This window comes from Methyloterricola oryzae (assembly GCF_000934725.1).
Taxonomy (GTDB): domain Bacteria; phylum Pseudomonadota; class Gammaproteobacteria; order Methylococcales; family Methylococcaceae; genus Methyloterricola; species Methyloterricola oryzae.
Genome location: NZ_JYNS01000002.1, coordinates 510,846 through 530,490, shown reverse-complemented (window position 1 = coordinate 530,490; position 19,645 = coordinate 510,846). Strand labels below are relative to the sequence as shown.

The window sequence follows — 19,645 nt, the reverse complement described above, 5'->3', positions numbered from 1 at the left end:
CCCAAATTGGCCGGGTTAATGCCAGGCACGCATGCCCCGGCCGCGTCAGCCAAGGTCGGGCGCGTACCGACCTTGGCGTCGGCCCGAAATACCAGGAGGGTATTTTGGGGCCTAACTAATAGGGCGCGGCGCGTCAGTTTTCCGGGGAGTACGCAGGCCCCCGCCGCTTCCTTGGATTAGCCTCAGTCTGAGGCGCCTTGCCAAATTGCCCGAACCTCGGGCCGGAAGCATAATGCATGGGCCACGGCCACACTGACTAACCCTCCCTGCGACGATAGCTTAATGGAAACCCTCATGCAGCTCCACGCCGACATCGAAACCCGGGTCGCCGCGATTCAAGGCCAGTATACCGATTGGCCCTGCCGGCTAGGCTGCGATGGCTGCTGTAAAAATCTTGCCGCAATCCCCGAACTCAGCGCGCCCGAGTGGGGCTTACTGCGCGAGGGCCTGGCGGCCTTGCCGGCAGATGAGCTGAATGACCTGGCTGGGCAGCTCGACGCGCTGGCGCAGAACCCGGCCACCCCCATCCAGTGTCCCCTGCTTGACCGCAGCAATGGAGCTTGCCGCGTCTATGCCCACCGGCCTTTGGCCTGCCGCAGTTACGGGTTCTATTTGGAGCGAGGCGTCGGACTTTATTGCAAGGCGATCGAGACGCGCGTGGATTGCGGCGATTTCTCCGAGGTCATCTGGGGAAACCAGGAAGCCCTTGACCGGCGCAGCAGGGAATGGGGCGTGCGCCACACGCTCACGGAGTGGTTCAACGCCTGGCTGGCGGCCGGTTTTTTGGGCATCCCGCCGGATTCGTCGCCGATGACGTGACCCGGACCGGATTGCAGGCATATGACGGGAAAGACTTCACTTTCGGCGGCAATTCTCACGATCGGCACCGAGCTGACGCGCGGGGAGTTGATCAACAGTAACGCCGCCTGGCTGGCTGGTGAGCTCATAGCGCTGGGCTTCGAAGTGGCCGAGCACCTGACCGTGGATGATGATATCGGCCATATCGAAGAGGCCGTGCGGAGCCTGGCGGCGAGGAGCGACGTACTGGTTTCCACCGGGGGTCTTGGCCCCACCACCGATGACCTCACCACGGAGGCATTCGCGCGGGCCTTGGGTGTCGGGCTGGTGCTCGATCCAGGATCCTTGCGAAGCATCCAGGCCTTTTTCGCCTCGCGCGGCCGGAGCATGTCCCCGAGCAACGAGAAACAGGCCTTTTTCCCGGCGGGTGCCGAGGTGCTGGCCAATGCCATGGGCACCGCCCCGGGTTTCGCCGCGCGGATGGGGCGGTGCCGTATGTTCGTGATGCCGGGCGTGCCGCGCGAGATGCGCCACCTTTTCAGCGAGCAGGTTTCCCCGCGTATCGCGGGCCTGGCCCCGCGCAACGGTCATCAGGTGCACCTGCGCACATTCGGCATGCCGGAATCGGAGTTGGGGGAGCGGCTGTCGGGCGTCGAGCAGATGTTTCTCGGCGTGACCTTGGGGTACCGGGCACATTTTCCCGAAATTGAAGTCAAGGTACTGGCGCGCGCGGAAGACGAATTCGCCGCGGTAAGCCTCGCGCAGCGGGCCGCCGATGAAGTGCGCCAGCGTCTCGGGGACATCGTGTTCGGCGGGCGCGATGACAGCTTTATCGCCGTCACGACGCGACCTGTCGTGCTGAATCAACTCGGACTGGCGGTGGCGGACACGTGCACCGGCGGGCAGGTTGGAGCGCTCTTCGCTAGTGTGCCGGGAAATCCGCAGCAACTGCGGCTGCAGGTGACCGGTCCCGCCGACGGAGCTTTGGCAACCCTGCTTGGGCTGGATCCGGCGATACTGGCGGAGTCGCGCGGAGTGAGCGCAGCCTTGGCGATGGACATGGCGCGGGCGGCGCTGGGCGTGTCCGGCGCCGATCTTGCCCTGGCGGTGAACGGCGTCGCGGAATCAGGCGGAGACGATCAGGCGCCGGCGGCGGGTATCATCTTCATCGGGTGTGTCGCCGCAGGCGGAACCCATGCCCTCAAGCACTTCGATTTACGGGGCAGTCCACCGGAGCGGATTAGGACCAGTATCGCCTACCACGCGCTGCGCTTGCTGCAGCAGGTGACGCTGGGCACGAGCACCTGAACACCGTCCTTCGCCTGCCGGGCACAGGCGGCCCCTTCATCCCGGGTTGCGCATCAGTGGGTTCGGCGTCGGGGCTGCGATGCGGCGCAAGGTGTTGCGGTCGGTGTGATGGAACTCATCGTCGCGGCCCTGTATCCGCAGTACCGTGTCCTGTTCGTACGACCAGGTTCCGTCGTCGTGGACGATTACCGTGATCGTGAATCGCACGGTCCGGAATGCCTGGTGCAGGAACGGGTTGGAACAGGTGCCCCAGTAGGGGGATTCGGCATCGCAACTCAGGTCGAAGCGCCGGGCATCCGGCTTGCTGTGGCCCGCCGCCATCGCAATCTGGCCGCGGGGTATGGCCAGGGTCTGGATCACGCGTTCAGTGGCGGGCTCCCACAACCAATAGCCGACCTGGTCGTGAAACGTCTCGATCGCGCCAGGCCGGGTGACGTGTACGTGGTAGCGCAGACCATAGAGTAGCTGTGGTCCGTTGGTTTGCGGATCGATGGGTTGCAAGTCGTAACGTTCGAGATAGGTGTCCTCGACAGGACCTTCCGCATCCGGATGGACATCGGTACCGCGCAAGCCCTCCCACACGCCGGCTAGCGGGGTCAGGGGACCCAGATTGCGAAGGGTGTCCGGATCGACGTCGGCAGGCTCGGTGTAGATATCATCCATTAACTTATCCGACATGAGCCAGTTCCTTGGCCTGTGTTCTGAAGCAGGAATGCTGTCTGTTCATGGTGCTCCTTAAAGGCAGTGGATGTGCGGTTCCAAGCCAGGCGCGTGTTTCCGACGCTTGAAGGGTCATTGCTTGTACAGGCCGCCGTCCTGGTCCAGAAGGCGCTTCTGGGCAGCGAAATGGCGTTCGATATAGCCCAATTCGAAACGTTCGTAACGGGTCTGGGCAGCTACCTGTTGTATCAAATCCTCATCGAGCATGGCCAATGGCTGTCCACTGGACATCGCCAGCAACTGCGTCTGCGCGGCACGTTCCAGAAAATATAGGTCGTCGAAAGCCTGCGCAACCGTGGGCGCGACGGTCATCACGCCGTGGTTGCCGAGAAACAGGACCTCGGCATCGCCAAGCACTGCGGCCATGCGTTCACCCACCGTATCCGCCAGGGCAACGCCGTCATAGTCCCGGTCGTAGGCGACGCGGCCGTGGAAGCGGCAACTGGTGTGCAGGGCCCATTCCAGCCGCCCCTCCGCGATCATGCTGATGGCCGTTGCATGGGGCTGATGGGTGTGCAGCAGCACGCGCGCGCGGGGTACCAATCGGTGTATGGGCGCGTGTATATGGTGTGCCGAGGCGGCCGGCGCACCTTCGCCGCGCGTTACCCGGCCTTGCAGATCGCAGACGATCAGGTTTGAAGCGGTGAGCTCCGCGAAGTGCAGCCCAAAGGGGTTGACCAGGAAGTGCTGGCCGTCGGGCAGCATCGCCGAGAAATGGTTGGCGATACCCTCGTGAAGTTCATATTTCACGGCCAGATGAAAGGCCGCGGCCAAGTCGACACGCAGGTTCCATTCGCTTTCTGTCATGGGCATCAACGTCGTTCTGCGGTTGTACAAGGCGGGCAGGGGATGCCCGTGGCCTGACCACCCCTCTAATTCGGACAGAGTCCCGCCGGTTAGCTGGTGCCGTAACCCTGCGGGCTGTCCCGAGATGGATGATCGTCCGGGATTTCGGCTTGTTTGCACCAGTTTAACCGCAAACAGGAGCGTTAGGCAGCAGCCCCCATTATCGGCGCCCAAGTGGCATGCACCGGCGATGCGAGGAGAGTGGGCGAGGACATTTGCCGATGGCCCCGGTCCGTCTTGTGACGGACAGGGGCCAGGTCGATTAGCGGGAAATGCTGATGGAACTCAGTGAATTGGTGCCGGGCGCATAGGTGTACCCAGAGCGGGTGATGCCGGTCACGGTGAAGGTGAACGTGCCCTTGGTTGCCGAGGAAACCGGCGATGCCAGGGTCGCGATGCCGGACGCATTGGTAACACCGGACACGTTTGCCGTCGCCATGCCGGTCCATTTGCCCTGGACCGTGGCACTGGGCACCGCTTGACCCTTGCCGTCCAGGACCACCACGTAGGCATAGGCCCAGGTATTCGTGCGCGTTCCCACCATCTGCAGCGCCATCTGGCTGACACGGAGGGTGGTGGCCACGACCGGTGCAGTTACGGTGACCTGGGTTGTTGCACTGCCCGTCAGGCCCTGGTCGTCCCTCACGGTCAAGGTCACGGTATAGGTGCCGGCAGCGGTGAACGTATGTTGAGGATTGGGTTCGCTTGAAGCAGCCGTACCATCGCCAAAGTTCCAACTGTAGGCGACCAGGGTTCCATCATCCTTCGAGCCGCTGCTGGAGAATCCGACGGGCAGAGGCGCGACACCCGTGGCGGGCGAGGCCGTAATGACGGCGGTCGGTGCTTGTGCCGTGCCGGCGGTGTAGCTGCCGGTAATCTTGTAACGGCCCAGACTGCCGTAGTCGGAGTAGCCGTAATCACTGCCGCTCGCTGACTTTCCGGTCCCGTCGATCCGTAAGTAATAGGTGCCGGCGGCCAGGGAAGCGGCCAGGCTGGCATCCAGGGTGGTCGCCGGGTTGGCGCTGGCAATCAGCGCCCCGTTGGACGCATACAGCGCGATGCCAAGATCCAGGTTGGCACCCGAAACGGCCGGTGCAACGGCGAGGCTGAACTGCCCGCCGGCGGTGGCGAACACATAATAATCGACATCGGTTTGACGCTGGATGGTGCCGGCTTTCGATACCTGGAACGTGCCCGCACTGCCGCTTCCCAGAGGCGCGGCGGTGGCGGTGCTGTCGCCGGCCTCATCGGGTTGAACTACCGCGCCATGGGACTGAATGATCGCAAAGTCATCCTCCTTGTTGTTCGCGCCCGGGTATTCGCCTCGGCTCCATTGCGTCAGTTCTCTGTAGTACCCGACGCCCATTATTGGGGCCCAGCCGGCGGTGCCGGCGCCATGTCCCTGGTAGTAGGCGACGGTGCTAGTGCCGTCATGGCTGAGCCCGAGATTGTGGCCCACCTCATGGGAAATGGCTTCGGCCACGTATTTCTCGTGTCCGTTGCCAAGCGCGTCATAGAAGACCCAGGCTGGCTTGTAGGCGGTGCTGGCAAAGTCGAACGCGCCCACGTAGGCGACGCCGCCACAGCCGCAATTCAAGACGCTGCGTGTAATCACCGCCCGTGTGCCATAAGCCAGGTCGCCGGCCGAGCTGCGGTCCAGCGCGGCGGCGGCAGGTTCCTCGGTTGTCACGTCCACATCAAAGGGCGCGTAGTCCTCGGACACGCGCTGCCAGATCGCCTGGATGCGCGCTAGTTCGGTGTCGTTGAAGGCGGATGCGTTGCCGTCCAGATCGAAAGCCGGTGCGTTGATCTGCGACAACCCATACGACGTGTTCCAGGCCGTTCCGGCTACGGTGTGTCCATTGAAGTCCAGATAGATGACCCGGTTTGAGCCCGGCTTGCTATGCAACAGAAAAGTCTTGGCCAGGTCCAGCGGTTCGGCTGCGCCGGCCTTCAGTGGGGCAACCGCCCCGGTGGCCTTCTCCGGCAGGGGCTTGGTCTGCGCCTCTTCCACGTAGTAGACGCGGCCGCTGGTGTCGATCCACGCGCTCGAGTCGGTCAGCAGGATTTCCTTCAGCCGGTCGGTGGACCAGCCATGGGCAGCGGCCACGGCGGCCAATTCGGCGCCCAAGGCTTCGATGGCGGCCTGTCCCTGCAGGTTCTCCTTGAGCTGAACCCTTGGCTTCTGGGGCATGCCTGAATCGGCTGTGCTTTGGGCAATCCATTCAGGCAAGGCGGCGAGGTGGGCGTTTTGGCCCGAACCGTTCTCACCGGAAACCACCACGGACTGCACTGCGCCGTCGGAATCGGATTGCATCACATAATTCTTGCCGGTCAGGGCTTCTCTGGCATCTTCGACCGAAAGTCCCGTCAGAGGCTGCGCGGCGGCGCTTGCGACATACGGTGCCGCGAGAAGGCAGGTGGACAGGAGCCACAGGGCCGGCGCTGTCGATGCGCAGGCGGTAGCGACCGAGTGTAAGGGTCTTGGCTTAAACATTTGCGACTCCCGCAGTGGGTTGCTCGGATTCCAGGACGGCCCTGAAACCTGCGGGAGTTTGGCAAATAAGCTAATTGCGTAGTGTGAACTGCGTCACACCGTGAATGATTGGATCGCGCGTCCCGTTATTTCAAGCCGAGAAATGCGCGGATACAGGAGCCGCGTCTACAGATACTCGTCCACCGCCTCCACGGGCAGCACATATTTGACGTCGAACAGGACAGCGTCCGGTTTGCCCAGAGCCCGGATGCCTGCGGCACCCATGTCCTTGAACTGCTGATGCCCCACGGCGAGGATAATGGCGTCGTAGCAGCCCTCTGCCAGTTCTTTCACCAGTTCGATGCCGTATTCATGCTGGCATTCGGCGGCATCCGCCCAGGGATCGTACACGTCAACCTGAGCACTATACCCCTCGAGTTCACGAACAATGTCGATCACGCGGGTATTGCGGATATCCGGGCAGTTCTCCTTGAAGGTGAGGCCCAGGATCAGCACCCGTGACTGGCACACGTGAATTCGCTTGCGGTTCATGAGTTTCACCACGCGCTGCACCACATGGGCCCCCATGCCGTCGTTGGTCCGCCGGCCGGCCAGAATCATTTCCGGATGGTGTCCGATCTCCTGGGCCTTGTGGGTGAGATAGTAGGGGTCGACGCCGATGCAGTGCCCGCCTACCAGACCCGGCCGGAACGGCAGGAAATTCCATTTGGAACCCGCGGCCTCCAGCACTTCGAGGGTGTTCAGGCCTAGTTTGTGAAAGAGGATGGCGAGTTCGTTGATCAGGGCGATATTGACGTCGCGCTGGGTGTTCTCGATCACCTTGGCCGCTTCCGCGACCCGAATGCTGCTGGCCTTGTGGGTGCCGGCGGTAATCACCTGGCGGTACAGGGCATCGACAAATTCAGCCACCTCGGGCGTGGAGCCGGAGGTGACTTTCTTGATGTTCACCACCCGATGTTCCTTGTCGCCGGGATTGATGCGTTCCGGGCTGTAGCCGCAGTAGAAACCCTGGTTGTAGGTAAGGCCGGACTGCGCCTCCAGAATGGGCACACATACCTCCTCGGTGGCGCCAGGGTAGACGGTGGATTCGTAGATGACGATATCGCCCTGCGTCAGGACCTTACCCACCGTTTCGCTGGCCTTGACCAAGGGCGTCAGATCGGGGCGCTTGTGGTCGTCGATGGGTGTCGGCACGGTGACGATGTAGACGTTGCAGCCGCGCAGGTCTTCCGGGTCGGAGGTGAAACGCAGCCGGGGCGACGCCTTCAGTTCCTCGCTGGAACATTCCAGAGAGCGATCGAACCCGGCCTTGAGTTCCGTGACACGCTGGACATTGATATCCAGACCCACGATATCGATGTGCTTGCCGAATTCGACGGCCAGTGGCAGGCCGACGTAGCCCAGGCCGATCATCCCGATTTTGGTGTTTGCGAGTGCGTTCATAGGTCAGTTGTGTTGTCTGTTTGAATGGTGAATCTGTACTTCCTTTCGGGAGGCATTCAGGATGGCCTCGACCCTTTGGCTGATGGCAGCGGCGCCGTTCACCCGAATAGTGTAATCGGGATAGGGCCGGCCCATGACGTCCAGCGCTTTCTGCACCAGCCTTTCGGCAATCAAGTCCTCCGGGGTCAGGGGAAACACGAACCCCCGTTGCGCGAGTTTGGCGATCCGCAGGGCTTGCTCGGAATTGCCGGGATAGGGAAAGGCTAGCGCCGGCGTGCGGGTGCTGATGACGTCCATCAGGGTGTTGTCACCGCCCAGGCTGATGGAGAGTGCGGCCCGCGCCAGGGTGTCCTGAAAATGGCTCAGGAAGTTCACGATTTCCACGTTCGAGCTTTCCACCAGCGCGCGCAAGCCGGCGACCTCCGTATCCGTCGCGCGGGAACTGGTAATGACCATAAAGCGGTACTCGGGCAGCAGAGGAGCTGCGCGGATCGCGGCTTCCAGCACGTTGCGCCCGATTTCCCCGCCGCCTTGGCTGACGAGGATCATCTTTTCACGATCATGATGCTGCGGCATCGGCGGCGGGCTCACATAACCCGCGTAAAAGAGGATATCCTGGATCTCCGCCGTGCGCGCGAATGTTTCCTCGAAGCGGACGATCTCGGGATCGCCGCGCACGAAGATCGTGTGAATGTGTTCCCGCGCCAGTTGCACCATCCGCTGTTCTGCCTCGGGCGGTGCCGGAACCAGGATCTCGCGGACAAAGGTGAAGACCGGAATATCCGCCTGGCCGCGCTTCGTTCGGCGCAGTAGGGCCAGGATTTCCTTCTTCAGGCGTCTTCGGCCGAACGGAAAAAATTCGAGGAACACCGCGGCATAAGGGCCTTGCTCAAACTGCAGCATGGCGTCTTCCCGTTCTGCCCATACGGTTTCCATGGGCAGTTCGCAATCGGGGGCATAAAGCGCGTCCGTCGCGCTGTCGATCAACACCGTTTTCAGGCGCAGGTGGCGGAAACCCGGATGCTCCGGCATGACCCGCACGGCCTGGCCGCCGTAGATCAGGTCGACGTCCGAGTGCCCAAGGAGTTCGCGTATGAGCCATAGGGTGCTGGTCAGATGCCCGATACCCACTAGGCTCTGGCAGTAGAACAGGATTTTGGGGCGACTGCTGCGGTTCATCAGAAGCTGTATTTGATGGTGAGATCGAGCTGAAAGGAGGTATTGCCGGAGAGTTCCCCGAAGGCGTTGCCGGCCTTGAAGACCGAGCCGGCAAACTGCACCTGGAGATGTTCCCATTCGTCCAGGGACAGGACCAGGTCGACTTCGTCGCCGATTTCCGTATTGCGTGCGTTGGGGCGCGCCCGGATGCGCGAGTCGCGGATGACGTCGGAGGCTTCGGCCTGCTCGTAATGATGGTAAAGCAGGTCCACTGAACTCTCCTCGGACAAGGGAAGGCCCAGGGCCGCGGTGGCTATCCTCAGATTGGAAAGCTCGGGGCGGAACAGTTCGCCGTAGTAGCGAAATCGCTGACTGCCGGAGAACTTGACCTTGTTGTTCTGGATGCCGGACTGCCTGAAGGTGGTATTGGTGCCGTCGTTCGGATCCGAGTCGCCGGAGCCGTAGGCGTAGCCCACGGTGAAGTAGGGCTCCAGGGGAAGGTTGCTGTAAAGGGTGACGCCCGCATCCATGCCCCAGGCCAGCACGTTCTTCTTGACCGCAGAATCCACCCCGGCATATTTACTGTCCACGTCCTCATAATCGTAGGTGGTCTCGCGTCCGGTCACGAAGGCCGAGTCCAGCCAATAGCCGATCTTGCCCCCATGCTCCAGCTTGAATTTGCCCATGGCGCGGGCCCCGATCCAAGTGAGATCGCCATCGCTGGGATCCGTGCGATCGGCCCGCATCAAATCGCCTACCTCCTGCGTCTTGGAGTTGTCGAACTGGGTGAGATAGAACAGGGTCAGGTTTTGCTTGGGGTCCCACTGCCAGACAAAATCGCCCATCAAGCGCAGCACGTGATCGTTCACCGGCGTGACGAAACCCTGGTCCGAGCGCTTGGAGCCAAATTCGTTGGCGACCGAAAACTCGGCAAAAAAATCTTCGTTGCCTAGGTAGACGCGGGCTGCGTCGAGTTGCTCGTTCCACCACCATTGGCGCTTGTCGGCGAAGCGCTGGCGGCCGATCTGAGTGCTGAAATCGGATTCGAACAATCGGTGGTAGAAGAGCCAGGCCTCGCTGAGTTGCGCGCCTAGCTCATAGCTGGTATCGCCGTTTTCCGCATACACATCCGGGTTGTAGAAGAAATTCGACTGGATGAAGAATGACAGGGCCTTGGACCAGGGATAAAAGAATTCAAGCTTGAGGTCCTGGGAGACATTGGCAATGTCATCGTTGGAGTCCGGGTCCAGCCTGCGATCCTCGGTGTAACGCGGCTCCAGCTCGTAGGCGCCGCCGATGGTCAGCGGGCGGCCGAACACGTCGGTCTTGAACTGGTCCGCTGGGCGCTTGTCGCCCGGGTTGATGCGGATGGGCTCCTTGCGGATCGCGTCGGAGTCCTGCCTGAAGACGGCTTCCTTTTGGGGGGGCTGCGTTGTCGCGCTGGCAGGCTTGTCTTCCGCCATGGCAGGGAGATGAGCCAGCAAGGCCAGCCCAAGCCCGAGACAGAACCCTAGCGGCCGGCCATGGACCGCAGCCCCCCCGTTCCGGCTGGCCATGCCCGAACTCGGGCTCGCAGAGGCCTTGCGCGCCGGTCCCGGGCGCGCGCCAATGTCGTTCTGGCAGGGCATGGGCTTAAGGGCGGTCGGGCGAGAGGCATTGGCGCATCAGCCGCCTGTGAACCGTGCCGTCGCCGGCCAGCAGGGCGAGCAGGCCGTCCAGGTGCCCGAGGTCGTCCTCGTCCATGACCGCGTGGTGCAGCATGATGCCCACGGCGCTCTCCGGCTGATTCACCACGTGGAGCGCCAAAGCCTTGCCCAGGTCTTCCCAGGGCGAGTTGGAGCGGGCGCGCATGCCGCACCAGTCGATATGCACAGGCAATTCGGGCAGGTCATCCCGTTGCAGGGGTATGGCTGTCCGGTCGCGGGAAAGCCCGCTGTATCCCAGAGCCGCAAGGCACTCGCCCGTGATTGCGGTGCAACGGTTCCAGGGCGGCGTGAAGAGGCTGTCAAGGGCGGGGCCCAGCAGGCGGGTCAGGCGCTCTTTGCCGGCCAGCAGGTCGCGGAGCTGATCTTCACCGGCGCGAGCGGGTCCGAACTCGCACTTGCGCCCTTCACTTTCGTGATTGACGTGGGCGTAGCCATGCTGGTGCAGGCCCAGCACCGCCGGGTTGCGCTCCCGGCGCTCAAGCAGGTATTCCGCCAAGGGCTCGCCGATAGAGACGGGGATCACCGCCAGGTCGATGGGCGTCGCGGTGGGCGCGAAGCAGTCGAGCAGCGCATTCAGGCGCGCATCATCCCAGCCGGCGTCGTCGTCGCGGAAGAACACCGTGAGCGGCGCATCCTGCTCCGCAAGCACCGAATGCAGCGGGGAGAGCCAGTCAGAGCGCATCCGAGGCCTCCAGGCTTTGCACCGGTGCAAGGGCGGGCTGGCGCGCCGCCAGCAGATTTCTGATCACCCGGGTGGTCGTTTGCGCACCGGAAAGATCCAAGCCGCTTGGGTTCGGGATGAAATCCCGCAGTTGGCGGATTTCTTCCGCAAGGCGATGTCCGTCCATGCGCTCGGGATGGAGCGCGCGCACCAGGCCGAGTTGCTCCAACTTGACCGCACGGCGATTCTGCTCGTCTTCGTGGCCACGGACGAAGGGCACCACCAGGGGCTTGGCGCCGGACTCCAGGATATCCATGACGGTGTTGTAACCGCACTGACTCACCGAGAGACAATGGGACTCCAGCAGCGGTTTCATGGCCGGTACCGAGCGCAGCAGGGTCAAGCCCGGCAAGCCCCGAGCTTCGTCCTGCAGTGCCTGCCATTCTTCCTCGGGCAGAAAGGGTCCCGCCACCAGGGTCATGGGCAGCCCCTCGGCCAACCCGTTCAGGCGGTGTGCCTCCAAGGCGGCGCGGAACAACGGGCCGCCGACCATGCCGCCGCCGGCGGAAACCAGCACGCCCTCGCGCTGGCCGGAGCTCGCGCCCTGGCCGTGCGCCGGCGCCACGAACCCGGTGTAATGCACAGGAGTCCGCAGCGCGTGGCGCGGGCGGAAGGTGTCCTCCAGGCGGGCGAAGCGCGGGTCGGAGTGAATCATTAGTCCGTCGAAATAGCGGTCGGTGATCCAGCGCGCGCGTTCGTCGTGCCGGGTCTGGTCCTTGCGGGCGTTCACCATGATGTCGCGCAGGCTGCAAAGGACCAGCGGCCGGCTCGGAGCAGCACGGCGCGCCGCCCGCAACAGCGGGAGCAACTCCCCCGCCAGCTTCTTCCGGCCGAAGGGAAACAACTCGATCAGGATTACGTCGGGGCGCAGTTCGGCGTGCAGGTCGAGGATATATTGGCGCCGCAGGGCCAGGGACTCGTCCACGCTGTAACGTGGATCCTGGCTGTAAAGTTGGTTGTCCTCGCCCATGCCCAGGGGCGGCAGGTCGATCATCGTGAGGTCCCCACCCAGGCTTTGGTGCCCCGGCGCGCGCCCGCCATTGAGGAAGGTGACGCGAAAGTCACGCGTGAGCGCGCGGGCCAGGGTCATGGCACGGACCCAGTGGCCCATGCCCAGGGAATGCTGGCAATAGAGCAGGAGTGTTGGCTTGTGTTCGTTCATGCCGCGCGCAGACCGTGTTGCAGTTTGTAGAGGTGATGGTAATGGCCGCCCAGTTCCAGCAAGTCCTCATGACTTCCCTGTTCGACGATGGCCCCCTGCTTCAACACCAGAATGCGGTCGAAGTTGCGGATGGCGCTGAACTGGTGGGCAATCAGCAAGATGGTCTTGTCGCGGTGCAGGAAGTTCAGTGCGTCACGTATCAAGGCCTGTGATTCGGCGTCCACTGCTGAAGTCGGCTCGTCCAGGATCAGGATGGAGGATTTGCGCACCAATGCGCGCGCCAGGCAGAGGCGCTGGCGTTGGCCGCCGGACAGATTGCCGCCGCTTTCCCCGAGGACGGTGTCGTAGCCGTCGGGCAGTTTCTCGATGAATTCGTGGGCGTGCACTTGGCGGGCAGCGGCCTCGATTTCGCCCTCGGTGGCATCGGGCGAACCGTAGGCGATGTTTTCGCGGATGGTGGTGCCGAACAGGATGGAATCCTGCAGCACCACGCCGATTTCACGGCGCAGGGCGCGGCGGTGCAGGCGCTTAAGGTCTATCCCGTCGATCCGCACACTGCCTTGTTGCGGGTCAAACAAGCGGATCAGCAGGCTGGCGATGGTGGATTTGCCGGCCCCGGAAGCCCCCACCAGGGCGACGCGCTCGCCTGGCGCGATGCGCAGGTTGACGTCCTCCAGGAGTGCGCCGCCACCGGGGTAAGCGAAGGACACGCCGGAGAACTCGATGTCGCCGGCCAGCTTTGCGGGCAGGATGGCATCCGGGGCATCCTGGATCTCGGGCTGAGTGTCGAGGAGTTCGCTGATCCGCTCGATGCTGACGCTGGCGCGGGAGAAGCGCGTGGAGAGCCGCGTGATCTGGCGGATGGGCTGATACATCTGGGCGATGTAGGCGCTGAAGACCAGCACGTCACCCGGCGTCAGCACGCCGGCGAACACCTGCATGCAGCCGAACAGCACCACGATCCCGGTGCCGATGGCGCTGATGACCTCAATCACGCGCGTGGCGCCGGCCTCCATACGCGCGGTGCGGATGCTCTCGCACATGGACTGGGTGCTTTCGGCATCGAAGCGTTCGCGCTCCTGGTCCTCCGTCCCGTAGACCTGAACCAGGGGAACGGCGCTCAGCAGCTCGCTGACCCGGGACGCCAGCCGTCCCTCGTTGCGGCGCTGCTTGCGGGCCGAGCGCTTTACCCGAGAATAGATGCCGACAATGGCTAGGCATAGGACCGGAAAGCTGGCGAGCACGATCAGGCTCAGTTGCACGCTCAGGCTGAACATGATGACGAACATCCCGACCACGGTCAGCACGTGGGTGGTGAAAGTCAGCGCGGAGTCCGCGTAGACGTCCTTCAGGGTGTTGGTGTCGCTGGTCAGCTTGCTCAGCAGTTCCCCCGAGGGCGTGCTGCGGTGAAAGCCCAGGGAGAGCCGCTGCAGATGATCGAACAGCTCGCCGCGCAGGGTATACACCAGGAGATAGCCCGCTCGCGAGGTCAGGAACATCTGGTAATAGGAGAACAGGCCCTTCAGCAGGGCGATGGCGACCATGCCGCCGCACAGGACCCACAGCGCCTGCTCCTTGTTGGCGTCGAGCAAGGGCCTTGCCGCCGCCAGGAAGTCCGGTAGCGGCTTGTCCAAGAGCACCTGATCGAAGATCAGCTTCATCGGCCAGGGCACGATCAGGCTGGTCAGAGTGGAGCCAAGGATGCAGACCATGGCCATAACGATGCTGCCGCGCACCCGGCGCAGGTGATCGAGGACGATACGCCGGAAGCGGCTGGTGTTTTTGGGTGGCTTCACGTGAAAGGTCTCCGCTTGCTCAGGCATTCCAGCCGGTTTCATAGGGTTGACGGGCGCTGGCCAGAAGCCGCGTCACCCGATTCTGGGTATCCGGCTTTTGCTGGATAAAGGCCCGGTAAGCACGGGTCAGGAGTTGGCCACGCAATTGCCAGATGAAGCGTGCGATACCATCGGGCCTCGGTGCGTGCCGCTGGTAGCTGGCCAGCAGCTGCTGTGCGAGGCGCAGGCGCTGATGATCGTCCATGGGCTGGACGAACAAGTCCGACACGAAGTTGGCAAGATCGAACATCGGGTCGCCCCAGGCCAGTTCGTCGAAATCGAACAGTGCCAGCCGACCATCCGGCATGCGAGCCAATTGGCCCGCGTGAAAATCGCCGTGGATCAGCACGGGATCCGCGGCGGCGGGCATTTGCTGCGCCAGGGTTTGGCCCAGCGCGCTCAGGTCCGGAGCGAGAGCCGGGAAGGCATGCGCCAGTTTCCGGGCTTTCTTGCGCCATTCCTGTAGCTGTTCATCGGCGGTGATAGTCGGGCCGTGAGGCACCCGCTGATGTTGCAATCGCGCCAGGCCGCGGCATAGGGGCGTGATGAGGGATGCGTCCTGGTATCGAACGAGGGCGTCCAGTAGCGGCTCCCCATGCAGTCCATCCAGCCACAGGGTGCGGCGGTCCGCGTCATAGGCCAGCGGCTCGGGAAGCACGAAGCAGCCCGGAACATTCGACTGCCGCCGCAGGGCCTGCAGGTTTTCGTGGATGCGGCAGCCAGCGCCATTGGCGTAGGTCTTGCCGTAGACCGTGCGCGGCGCAGTCCTTTCGCCGAGCGGACGGTAGCGCGCCGTGCAGCGGATCTCCGGACGGTAATTGATCACCTGAATTTCGACAGGCGCTTCAAGACCCGGGATGCGTGCGTCGCGGTGCTCGGGGCTGAGCAAATCTTCCAGCCAGGGCATGGCGGGGTCCTGCGGGAAACGCCAGCCGACCAGCCCCAGTTCTGGCATATGCAGCAGCGCGTGGCGCCGCTCCGGCGCGGTGCCTGCCCGAGCCGTTTCGAATTCCGCCTGGCTGCGCTCGCCCAGGAAGGCGCGGGCATATATCAGCGCGGGTTCCGCGGCGGCGCGGGCGGAGCGGCGGACGCTCAGGTGATAGAGCAGCGCAAGGCTCGAACGCCCGCGGTTTTCCTCGCTGAGATAGGTCTTGTAACGGGGGTGCTCGATGGCGCAGCCGGTCAGTTCCCACTCACCGGACAGGCATTCGGGCAAATGACGCCGGAAGGCGGCCGTCATGTGCCGCGTATCCAGCAGTGGCGCGAACAGTTCATGGGGCGCGAGGCTCATGTGCGCAGCCCTTGGTAAACGGTTCCGTGAAATTCCCCGCCCAGGCGTATAGTGCTGACCGCCGGGTCAGGCCCGCAGTCGACGGCATAGAGGTATTTGTTCTTGACGTTGAGGTCCTGCGCGCCGTTTCGCTGTCCGAGCAGGCGGCACAGGATGATCGCATTGGTATTGCGGTGCCCGACGATAAGGACGGAGCCGCGGCTGTTTTCCAGTATCCAGTCCAGGCTGGCGGACACCCGCGCGTCGAAGTCCGAGTAGGTTTCTCCGCCGGGAACCTGGAATGCCCGCTCGTCGCGCGTTCGTTCAGACCAGAGTTGGGCGGCCTCCGCGTCGCGCTCATCCACATGGCGCCCTTCCAGCACGCCCAGGCCGATTTCGCGCAGACCGTCCAGGGCGGCGGGCTCCAGCCCGTGGTGACTCGCGGTGGGCTGGGCGGTTTGGAGGGTGCGGCCCAGGCTGCTGGCGTAGATGGCTGTCAGGGCTTCCCCGCGCAGCACGTCGCAGAGGGCGCGTGCCTGCTCCTGTCCTTTGTCCGACAGGGGCGTCTCCGCCTGGCCCGAGATCCGCTCCTGCAAGTTCAACAGGCTTTGTCCGTGGCGGGCCAGAAACACCCGCAGCGGTGCTTCAGACAAGTTCATCGCCGCCTCCCTCGGGTCTTTCACTGAGAGCGGCGTAATGAGCGCCCAGCTCCAGAAAACCCTGGATGTGCGCCATGCGCGCCGGGTCCATCTGCCGCAGGCTGCGGCGCGTCACCTCGTGGATGAGAGCCGCGCCCACGTGCCAGCGCAGGGAAGCCAGGCTGAAATCATCGCCGCACTCCGCCCGATAGGCGCGGGTCACCGCCGCTGCGACGGGGTGCACGGCCTGGGGCTCAGCGCCTTCACGGAGGCCATGCAGATACAGATTGGCGATGAGGCTGCCAAGATCGCCGAGCGGATCGCCGAGGCACAGGCAATCCATGTCGATCAGGCCCACGCGCTCGGCGTCCACCAGGAAATTGTTGAGCTTGAGGTCGTTGTGGACCGGCGCGACGCGTCCCGTGCCTTGAGCCAGGGGCGAGGCCAACAGGGCGTCCACCGTGCGTGCGGTTAGGCGCGCCAGCTGGGGCGACATCCGGGCTGTGAGGCTCACGGTTTCGGTCAGCGCCTTGCGGATGCCGTCCGGATCGAGCTTCCGCGACGTCTCCAGGGTACAGGCATGCAGGGCCGCCGCGCAGTGCCCCATGTGCGCGGCGAGGCTGCCGCCATGTGGTGCCAGCAGATCCTGCCAGACGGGCGGCCGGCCGGGCACCTGGGATTGCCAGAGGGTGCGCGTGATTTCGTCATAGGCCAGCGCCCTTGCGCCGAAGGGAAACTGCGCGGCCAACTGGCGCATGTGTGCGTAGACCTGGGCGCCGGTTTCATCCGCGTAATTCTTTGCGTAGAGGTACACGGGCGATCCGGTTGCCGGACCGGCGCCCTCGATCCGGTAGCGGATCATGCAGGAACGCTCCGGCAGGTAATGCAGGACCTTGCTGGCGAACTGCAGTTGGCTGGTGTTCGAAGAAATCCCCGACGCTGCCAGGGCCGGAGCCAGCCGATCGCCCAGGGTCCGGACGTCGAGCAGGTGATGCAGATGCGTGAGCTTGCGGTCATGGGGAAAGACCCACAACAGCATGGCCGGCTCCTCCAAGCAGAACAGGGCGCTCTCGTCCAGATCCGGCCGACGCGCCCGCTCGCGGGCGAACTCCGCCCTGGCCTGGCCCGGGGGGCATAGCCGGGCCGTGGCGTGCCACGCTTCCGCCTTGGGCCCGGAATCCTCTTCCAGGCGGTAGTTAACCAGCAAACTGCGCCCCGGTTTGTAGCGCTTTTCGCCGATGACACAACCCGCGCCAGCGGCATCCGCGGGCGGCGGAAGCTTCAGGGATTGGCGCAGCAAGGGTCCCATCACGGCCGGATCCAGCGCCTGCGCCATGTGCGGAAATACGGGATCGGTGCCTGGATTCACGCGGCCTCCCAGGCTGACAGAACGGAATCCAACAGCAAGGGCAGGTCCGTCAGTTGCGCGAGCTGGGCTTCACCCTCGCGGCCCTCTCTGCGCCAGAAGACCCGTCCGTCCGAACAGCTCAATCGCCAGCGGGCGCCGCTGTCGGGAATTTGCAATTCGTCGCCGATGCTCAAGCTGCGCAGTCCTTCCGCCATGAGCGCTACCAAGGTCCCTGTTTCGTCCCGGCGCAGGAACAGCACGTCGGTTCGGCAAGCCAGGTTTTCGCAGTTGAGTTCCGTCTCAGTATCGACGTGATTGATGAGCAGCAGATCCTGCCAACGGCCTTCAGCAGCGTCGATATGGATATCCAGGGCCCTGCAGGCCTCGGCGGCCAGGCCTTCCTGGCCGACGCGCACCGGCAGCACGCCGAGCTGGACGGTCGGAGCCGCGTCATGGAAGGGATACAGAAAGGTCTGATACGCCGCGTTGCCGGAGGCTCCCTGAGCGTAGCGCAGTACGGGCGCCGGGTGCTTAAGGCCGTATTCGGGCGAGACGAAGCCCTCTTCCACGCTCAAGTCCACGCCGGCGGTCCGCGGCTGCAGGATCAGACATTGTGGGGTGCGCACACCCAGCCCCTGCGCCTCGGGGAGCCGTTGCAGCTTTCCTTGGGCCTCGACGGGCAGGTGGAAGAACTGATCGTAGCGGTGTTCGCCATCAGCCAGCAGCCGGTCGCTGATGATCCAGTATTCGCCAACGGCAAACACCACGCAGCGCTCATGAATCACCGGGTATTCAGGGCTCAGGGCGCGTCCACGGACGAAGTCGAAGCCCGGCGCCGAGGCGAAGCTCAGCACGCTGGCAGCCGGTTCCGCTCCCTCCGGCGCGCCGCAGCGGTAACGGCACTGGTCCTTGCCATCCACCATCACGGTATTGTGGGCGGCGGTCCCCTTGAAGCGGTGCCGCCAGTTCACCGGCTGGTCTTCGTGGTAGGTGTAGCGGCCGGGGTCGATTACCAGGGAGTGCCCGAACGCGGCTGCCTCGAAGCTCAGCAGATCGTAATGGCCATGACTGCCGTAGCCCAGCGGGCCGCAGTCGAAGAAGCAATAACGCGCGTCGGCATAGGGCGCCTCATTCCATTCGCTGCGCAGGATGCAGTACCCGCTGCTTTCGAAATGCCGCGAGCGCTGGCTCGGGGGCTCACCTTCCAGGCCACGGCTGGCCACGTAGAGCAGACCCTGCACGGGATACTGTCGGTGCGCCTTGCGCAGCAGGGACAGATAGCTGTTGACGTCGCCATCGTTGATGGCCGGCAGCTCGCCGTCGGGCCTGTGGGCAAAGATCGAAAACTCCAGGGCCCGGCGCATGATCCGGTCGAATTCCTGCGGCAGGGCAACCCCGTTCAGGCCCGCCAATTCACGCACGCGCAGGAAATTCTTCAGCGCCGTGTGGTGGTAGTCGGTGGACAGCTCCTTTTGAACCCCGTCGGCGAGAAAGTCATCCCGCAGGTTGTCCACCAGGGCCTCCACGGCGAAGGCCTGCAAACCGGCGGATTCCCGCAGTTCGGGAAACAGTACGGCGAACTGGAAGAGGGCGCTGAGTTCGATGGTGCGGTGATTGCCCTCGGGCGTCAGATTGTCTCTCAGAAACAGCGCCTGGGACTGCATGGACCGCAGCAGGGCCAGCAGGAAATCCGGCGTGATCGCGGCGCATTGGCGCCCCGGCACCAGATGATGGTAGGCCAAGAGCCATTGCTGCAGACGCCGCCCCACGACCTGGCTGTTGACGAAACCAGCCGGCACCTGAGCGATCCAGGAAGCCACCAGCTCGACCCACTTGCGGGCGAACATCTCCTCGCCGCTGGCGTCATAGGCGAGCGCCAGATCGCGGGAGTAATAGAACTTGTGCAAGAGGATCAGCCATTCCAGGTCCCGGCTGGGGTTGGCCAGCCAGTCGAAGGTCTCCGGCAGCACATGGGTTTCGTTGTTCAGCTCGAACTCATGGCGGAGGATGCGCTCCGCCTTGGCGACATGCTTGGGTTTGCCGGCGCTCAGGGCGAAATAGTGGATGCCGCTGCGCTCGCGGAAGTGGCGCAGCACCCCCTCCGGGTTGAGCGCTGCGATCGCGACATCGGCAAACAGGGGCAGGGCGCCGGTCGGGTACGCCGAACCGCAGGCCGGTTGGTGCAGGGCTCGCAT

At 63.8% G+C, this 19,645-nt stretch carries 15 protein-coding genes; 2 read left to right on the top strand and 13 right to left on the bottom strand.

Going from position 1 to position 19,645, the window contains the following annotated elements; all coding sequences use genetic code 11:
* The first annotated feature begins 294 nt into the window (after positions 1-294).
* Entirely contained in the window at positions 295-819 is a 525-nt protein-coding gene (locus EK23_RS06060; RefSeq protein WP_235281923.1) for a YkgJ family cysteine cluster protein, read from the top strand.
* Between the two features lie 21 nt (positions 820-840).
* Positions 841-2,106 carry a CinA family nicotinamide mononucleotide deamidase-related protein gene (locus EK23_RS06055; protein ID WP_052807960.1) on the top strand — a complete coding sequence of 422 codons (1,266 nt, stop codon included), beginning with the start codon at positions 841-843 and terminating at the stop codon, positions 2,104-2,106.
* 36 nt (positions 2,107-2,142) lie between these two features.
* Here EK23_RS06055 and EK23_RS06050 read toward each other — a convergent pair whose 3' ends face one another.
* The 13 genes from EK23_RS06050 to EK23_RS05990 all read right to left on the bottom strand — a co-directional run bounded on the left by EK23_RS06050 (position 2,143) and on the right by EK23_RS05990 (position 19,645).
* A complete protein-coding gene (locus tag EK23_RS06050; RefSeq protein WP_082053971.1) occupies positions 2,143-2,784 on the bottom strand; it encodes an FABP family protein in 642 nt (213 codons plus the stop codon).
* A gap of 114 nt (positions 2,785-2,898) precedes the next feature.
* Entirely contained in the window at positions 2,899-3,633 is a 735-nt protein-coding gene (locus EK23_RS06045) for an aldolase (RefSeq protein ID WP_235281921.1), read from the bottom strand.
* Positions 3,634-3,934: 301 nt separating this feature from the next.
* Positions 3,935-6,169 carry a PKD domain-containing protein gene (locus tag EK23_RS06040; RefSeq protein ID WP_052807958.1) on the bottom strand — a complete coding sequence of 745 codons (2,235 nt, stop codon included), beginning with the start codon at positions 6,167-6,169 and terminating at the stop codon, positions 3,935-3,937.
* 165 nt (positions 6,170-6,334) lie between these two features.
* The gene (gene tviB / locus EK23_RS06035) at positions 6,335-7,612 is read right to left on the bottom strand and encodes a Vi polysaccharide biosynthesis UDP-N-acetylglucosamine C-6 dehydrogenase TviB (protein ID WP_045224371.1); all 1,278 of its coding nucleotides are present in this window, start codon (positions 7,610-7,612) and stop codon (positions 6,335-6,337) included.
* Between the two features lie 3 nt (positions 7,613-7,615).
* Entirely contained in the window at positions 7,616-8,791 is a 1,176-nt protein-coding gene (locus tag EK23_RS06030; RefSeq protein WP_045224370.1) for a glycosyltransferase family protein, read from the bottom strand.
* Positions 8,791-10,326 carry an alginate export family protein gene (locus EK23_RS06025; RefSeq protein WP_158002455.1) on the bottom strand — a complete coding sequence of 512 codons (1,536 nt, stop codon included), beginning with the start codon at positions 10,324-10,326 and terminating at the stop codon, positions 8,791-8,793. The genes EK23_RS06030 and EK23_RS06025 overlap by 1 nt, the downstream gene beginning before the upstream one ends.
* Before the next feature lie 76 nt (positions 10,327-10,402).
* Positions 10,403-11,158, bottom strand: a complete 756-nt coding sequence (locus EK23_RS06020) for a polysaccharide deacetylase family protein (protein WP_045224368.1) — start codon at positions 11,156-11,158, stop codon at positions 10,403-10,405.
* Positions 11,148-12,359, bottom strand: a complete 1,212-nt coding sequence (locus EK23_RS06015) for a glycosyltransferase family protein (RefSeq protein ID WP_045224367.1) — start codon at positions 12,357-12,359, stop codon at positions 11,148-11,150. The genes EK23_RS06020 and EK23_RS06015 overlap by 11 nt, the downstream gene beginning before the upstream one ends.
* Positions 12,356-14,155: an ABC transporter ATP-binding protein gene (locus EK23_RS06010; RefSeq protein ID WP_158002454.1), complete on the bottom strand. Its 1,800-nt coding sequence runs from the start codon at positions 14,153-14,155 to the stop codon at positions 12,356-12,358. Before EK23_RS06010 ends, EK23_RS06015 begins: the two co-directional genes overlap by 4 nt.
* 19 nt (positions 14,156-14,174) lie before the next feature.
* Positions 14,175-15,485, bottom strand: coding sequence for a phosphotransferase family protein (locus EK23_RS06005; protein WP_045224365.1), 1,311 nt, complete (start codon positions 15,483-15,485; stop codon positions 14,175-14,177).
* Positions 15,482-16,123, bottom strand: coding sequence for a histidine phosphatase family protein (locus tag EK23_RS06000; protein ID WP_052807957.1), 642 nt, complete (start codon positions 16,121-16,123; stop codon positions 15,482-15,484). Before EK23_RS06000 ends, EK23_RS06005 begins: the two co-directional genes overlap by 4 nt.
* Positions 16,110-17,471, bottom strand: coding sequence for an aminoglycoside phosphotransferase family protein (locus EK23_RS05995; RefSeq protein WP_045224364.1), 1,362 nt, complete (start codon positions 17,469-17,471; stop codon positions 16,110-16,112). Before EK23_RS05995 ends, EK23_RS06000 begins: the two co-directional genes overlap by 14 nt.
* Positions 17,468-19,645, bottom strand: a complete 2,178-nt coding sequence (locus EK23_RS05990; RefSeq protein WP_045224363.1) for an alginate lyase family protein — start codon at positions 19,643-19,645, stop codon at positions 17,468-17,470. The genes EK23_RS05995 and EK23_RS05990 overlap by 4 nt, the downstream gene beginning before the upstream one ends.

Excerpts from the sequence above, each read along its gene's own strand:
- EK23_RS06000 (WP_052807957.1), bottom strand. The coding sequence starts at position 16,123 with ATGAACTTGTCTGAAGCACCGCTGCGGGTGTTTCTGGCCCGCCACGGA.
- EK23_RS06040 (WP_052807958.1), bottom strand. The coding sequence starts at position 6,169 with ATGTTTAAGCCAAGACCCTTACACTCGGTCGCTACCGCCTGCGCATCG.
- EK23_RS06015 (WP_045224367.1), bottom strand. The coding sequence starts at position 12,359 with ATGAACGAACACAAGCCAACACTCCTGCTCTATTGCCAGCATTCCCTG.
- EK23_RS06005 (WP_045224365.1), bottom strand. The coding sequence starts at position 15,485 with ATGAGCCTCGCGCCCCATGAACTGTTCGCGCCACTGCTGGATACGCGG.
- EK23_RS06060 (WP_235281923.1), top strand. The coding sequence starts at position 295 with ATGCAGCTCCACGCCGACATCGAAACCCGGGTCGCCGCGATTCAAGGC.
- EK23_RS06050 (WP_082053971.1), bottom strand. The coding sequence starts at position 2,784 with ATGTCGGATAAGTTAATGGATGATATCTACACCGAGCCTGCCGACGTC.
- EK23_RS06020 (WP_045224368.1), bottom strand. The coding sequence starts at position 11,158 with ATGCGCTCTGACTGGCTCTCCCCGCTGCATTCGGTGCTTGCGGAGCAG.
- EK23_RS06055 (WP_052807960.1), top strand. The coding sequence starts at position 841 with ATGACGGGAAAGACTTCACTTTCGGCGGCAATTCTCACGATCGGCACC.
- EK23_RS06025 (WP_158002455.1), bottom strand. The coding sequence starts at position 10,326 with ATGGCCAGCCGGAACGGGGGGGCTGCGGTCCATGGCCGGCCGCTAGGG.
- tviB (WP_045224371.1), bottom strand. The coding sequence starts at position 7,612 with ATGAACGCACTCGCAAACACCAAAATCGGGATGATCGGCCTGGGCTAC.
- EK23_RS06045 (WP_235281921.1), bottom strand. The coding sequence starts at position 3,633 with ATGACAGAAAGCGAATGGAACCTGCGTGTCGACTTGGCCGCGGCCTTT.
- EK23_RS05990 (WP_045224363.1), bottom strand. The coding sequence starts at position 19,645 with ATGCGAGCCCTGCACCAACCGGCCTGCGGTTCGGCGTACCCGACCGGC.
- EK23_RS06030 (WP_045224370.1), bottom strand. The coding sequence starts at position 8,791 with ATGAACCGCAGCAGTCGCCCCAAAATCCTGTTCTACTGCCAGAGCCTA.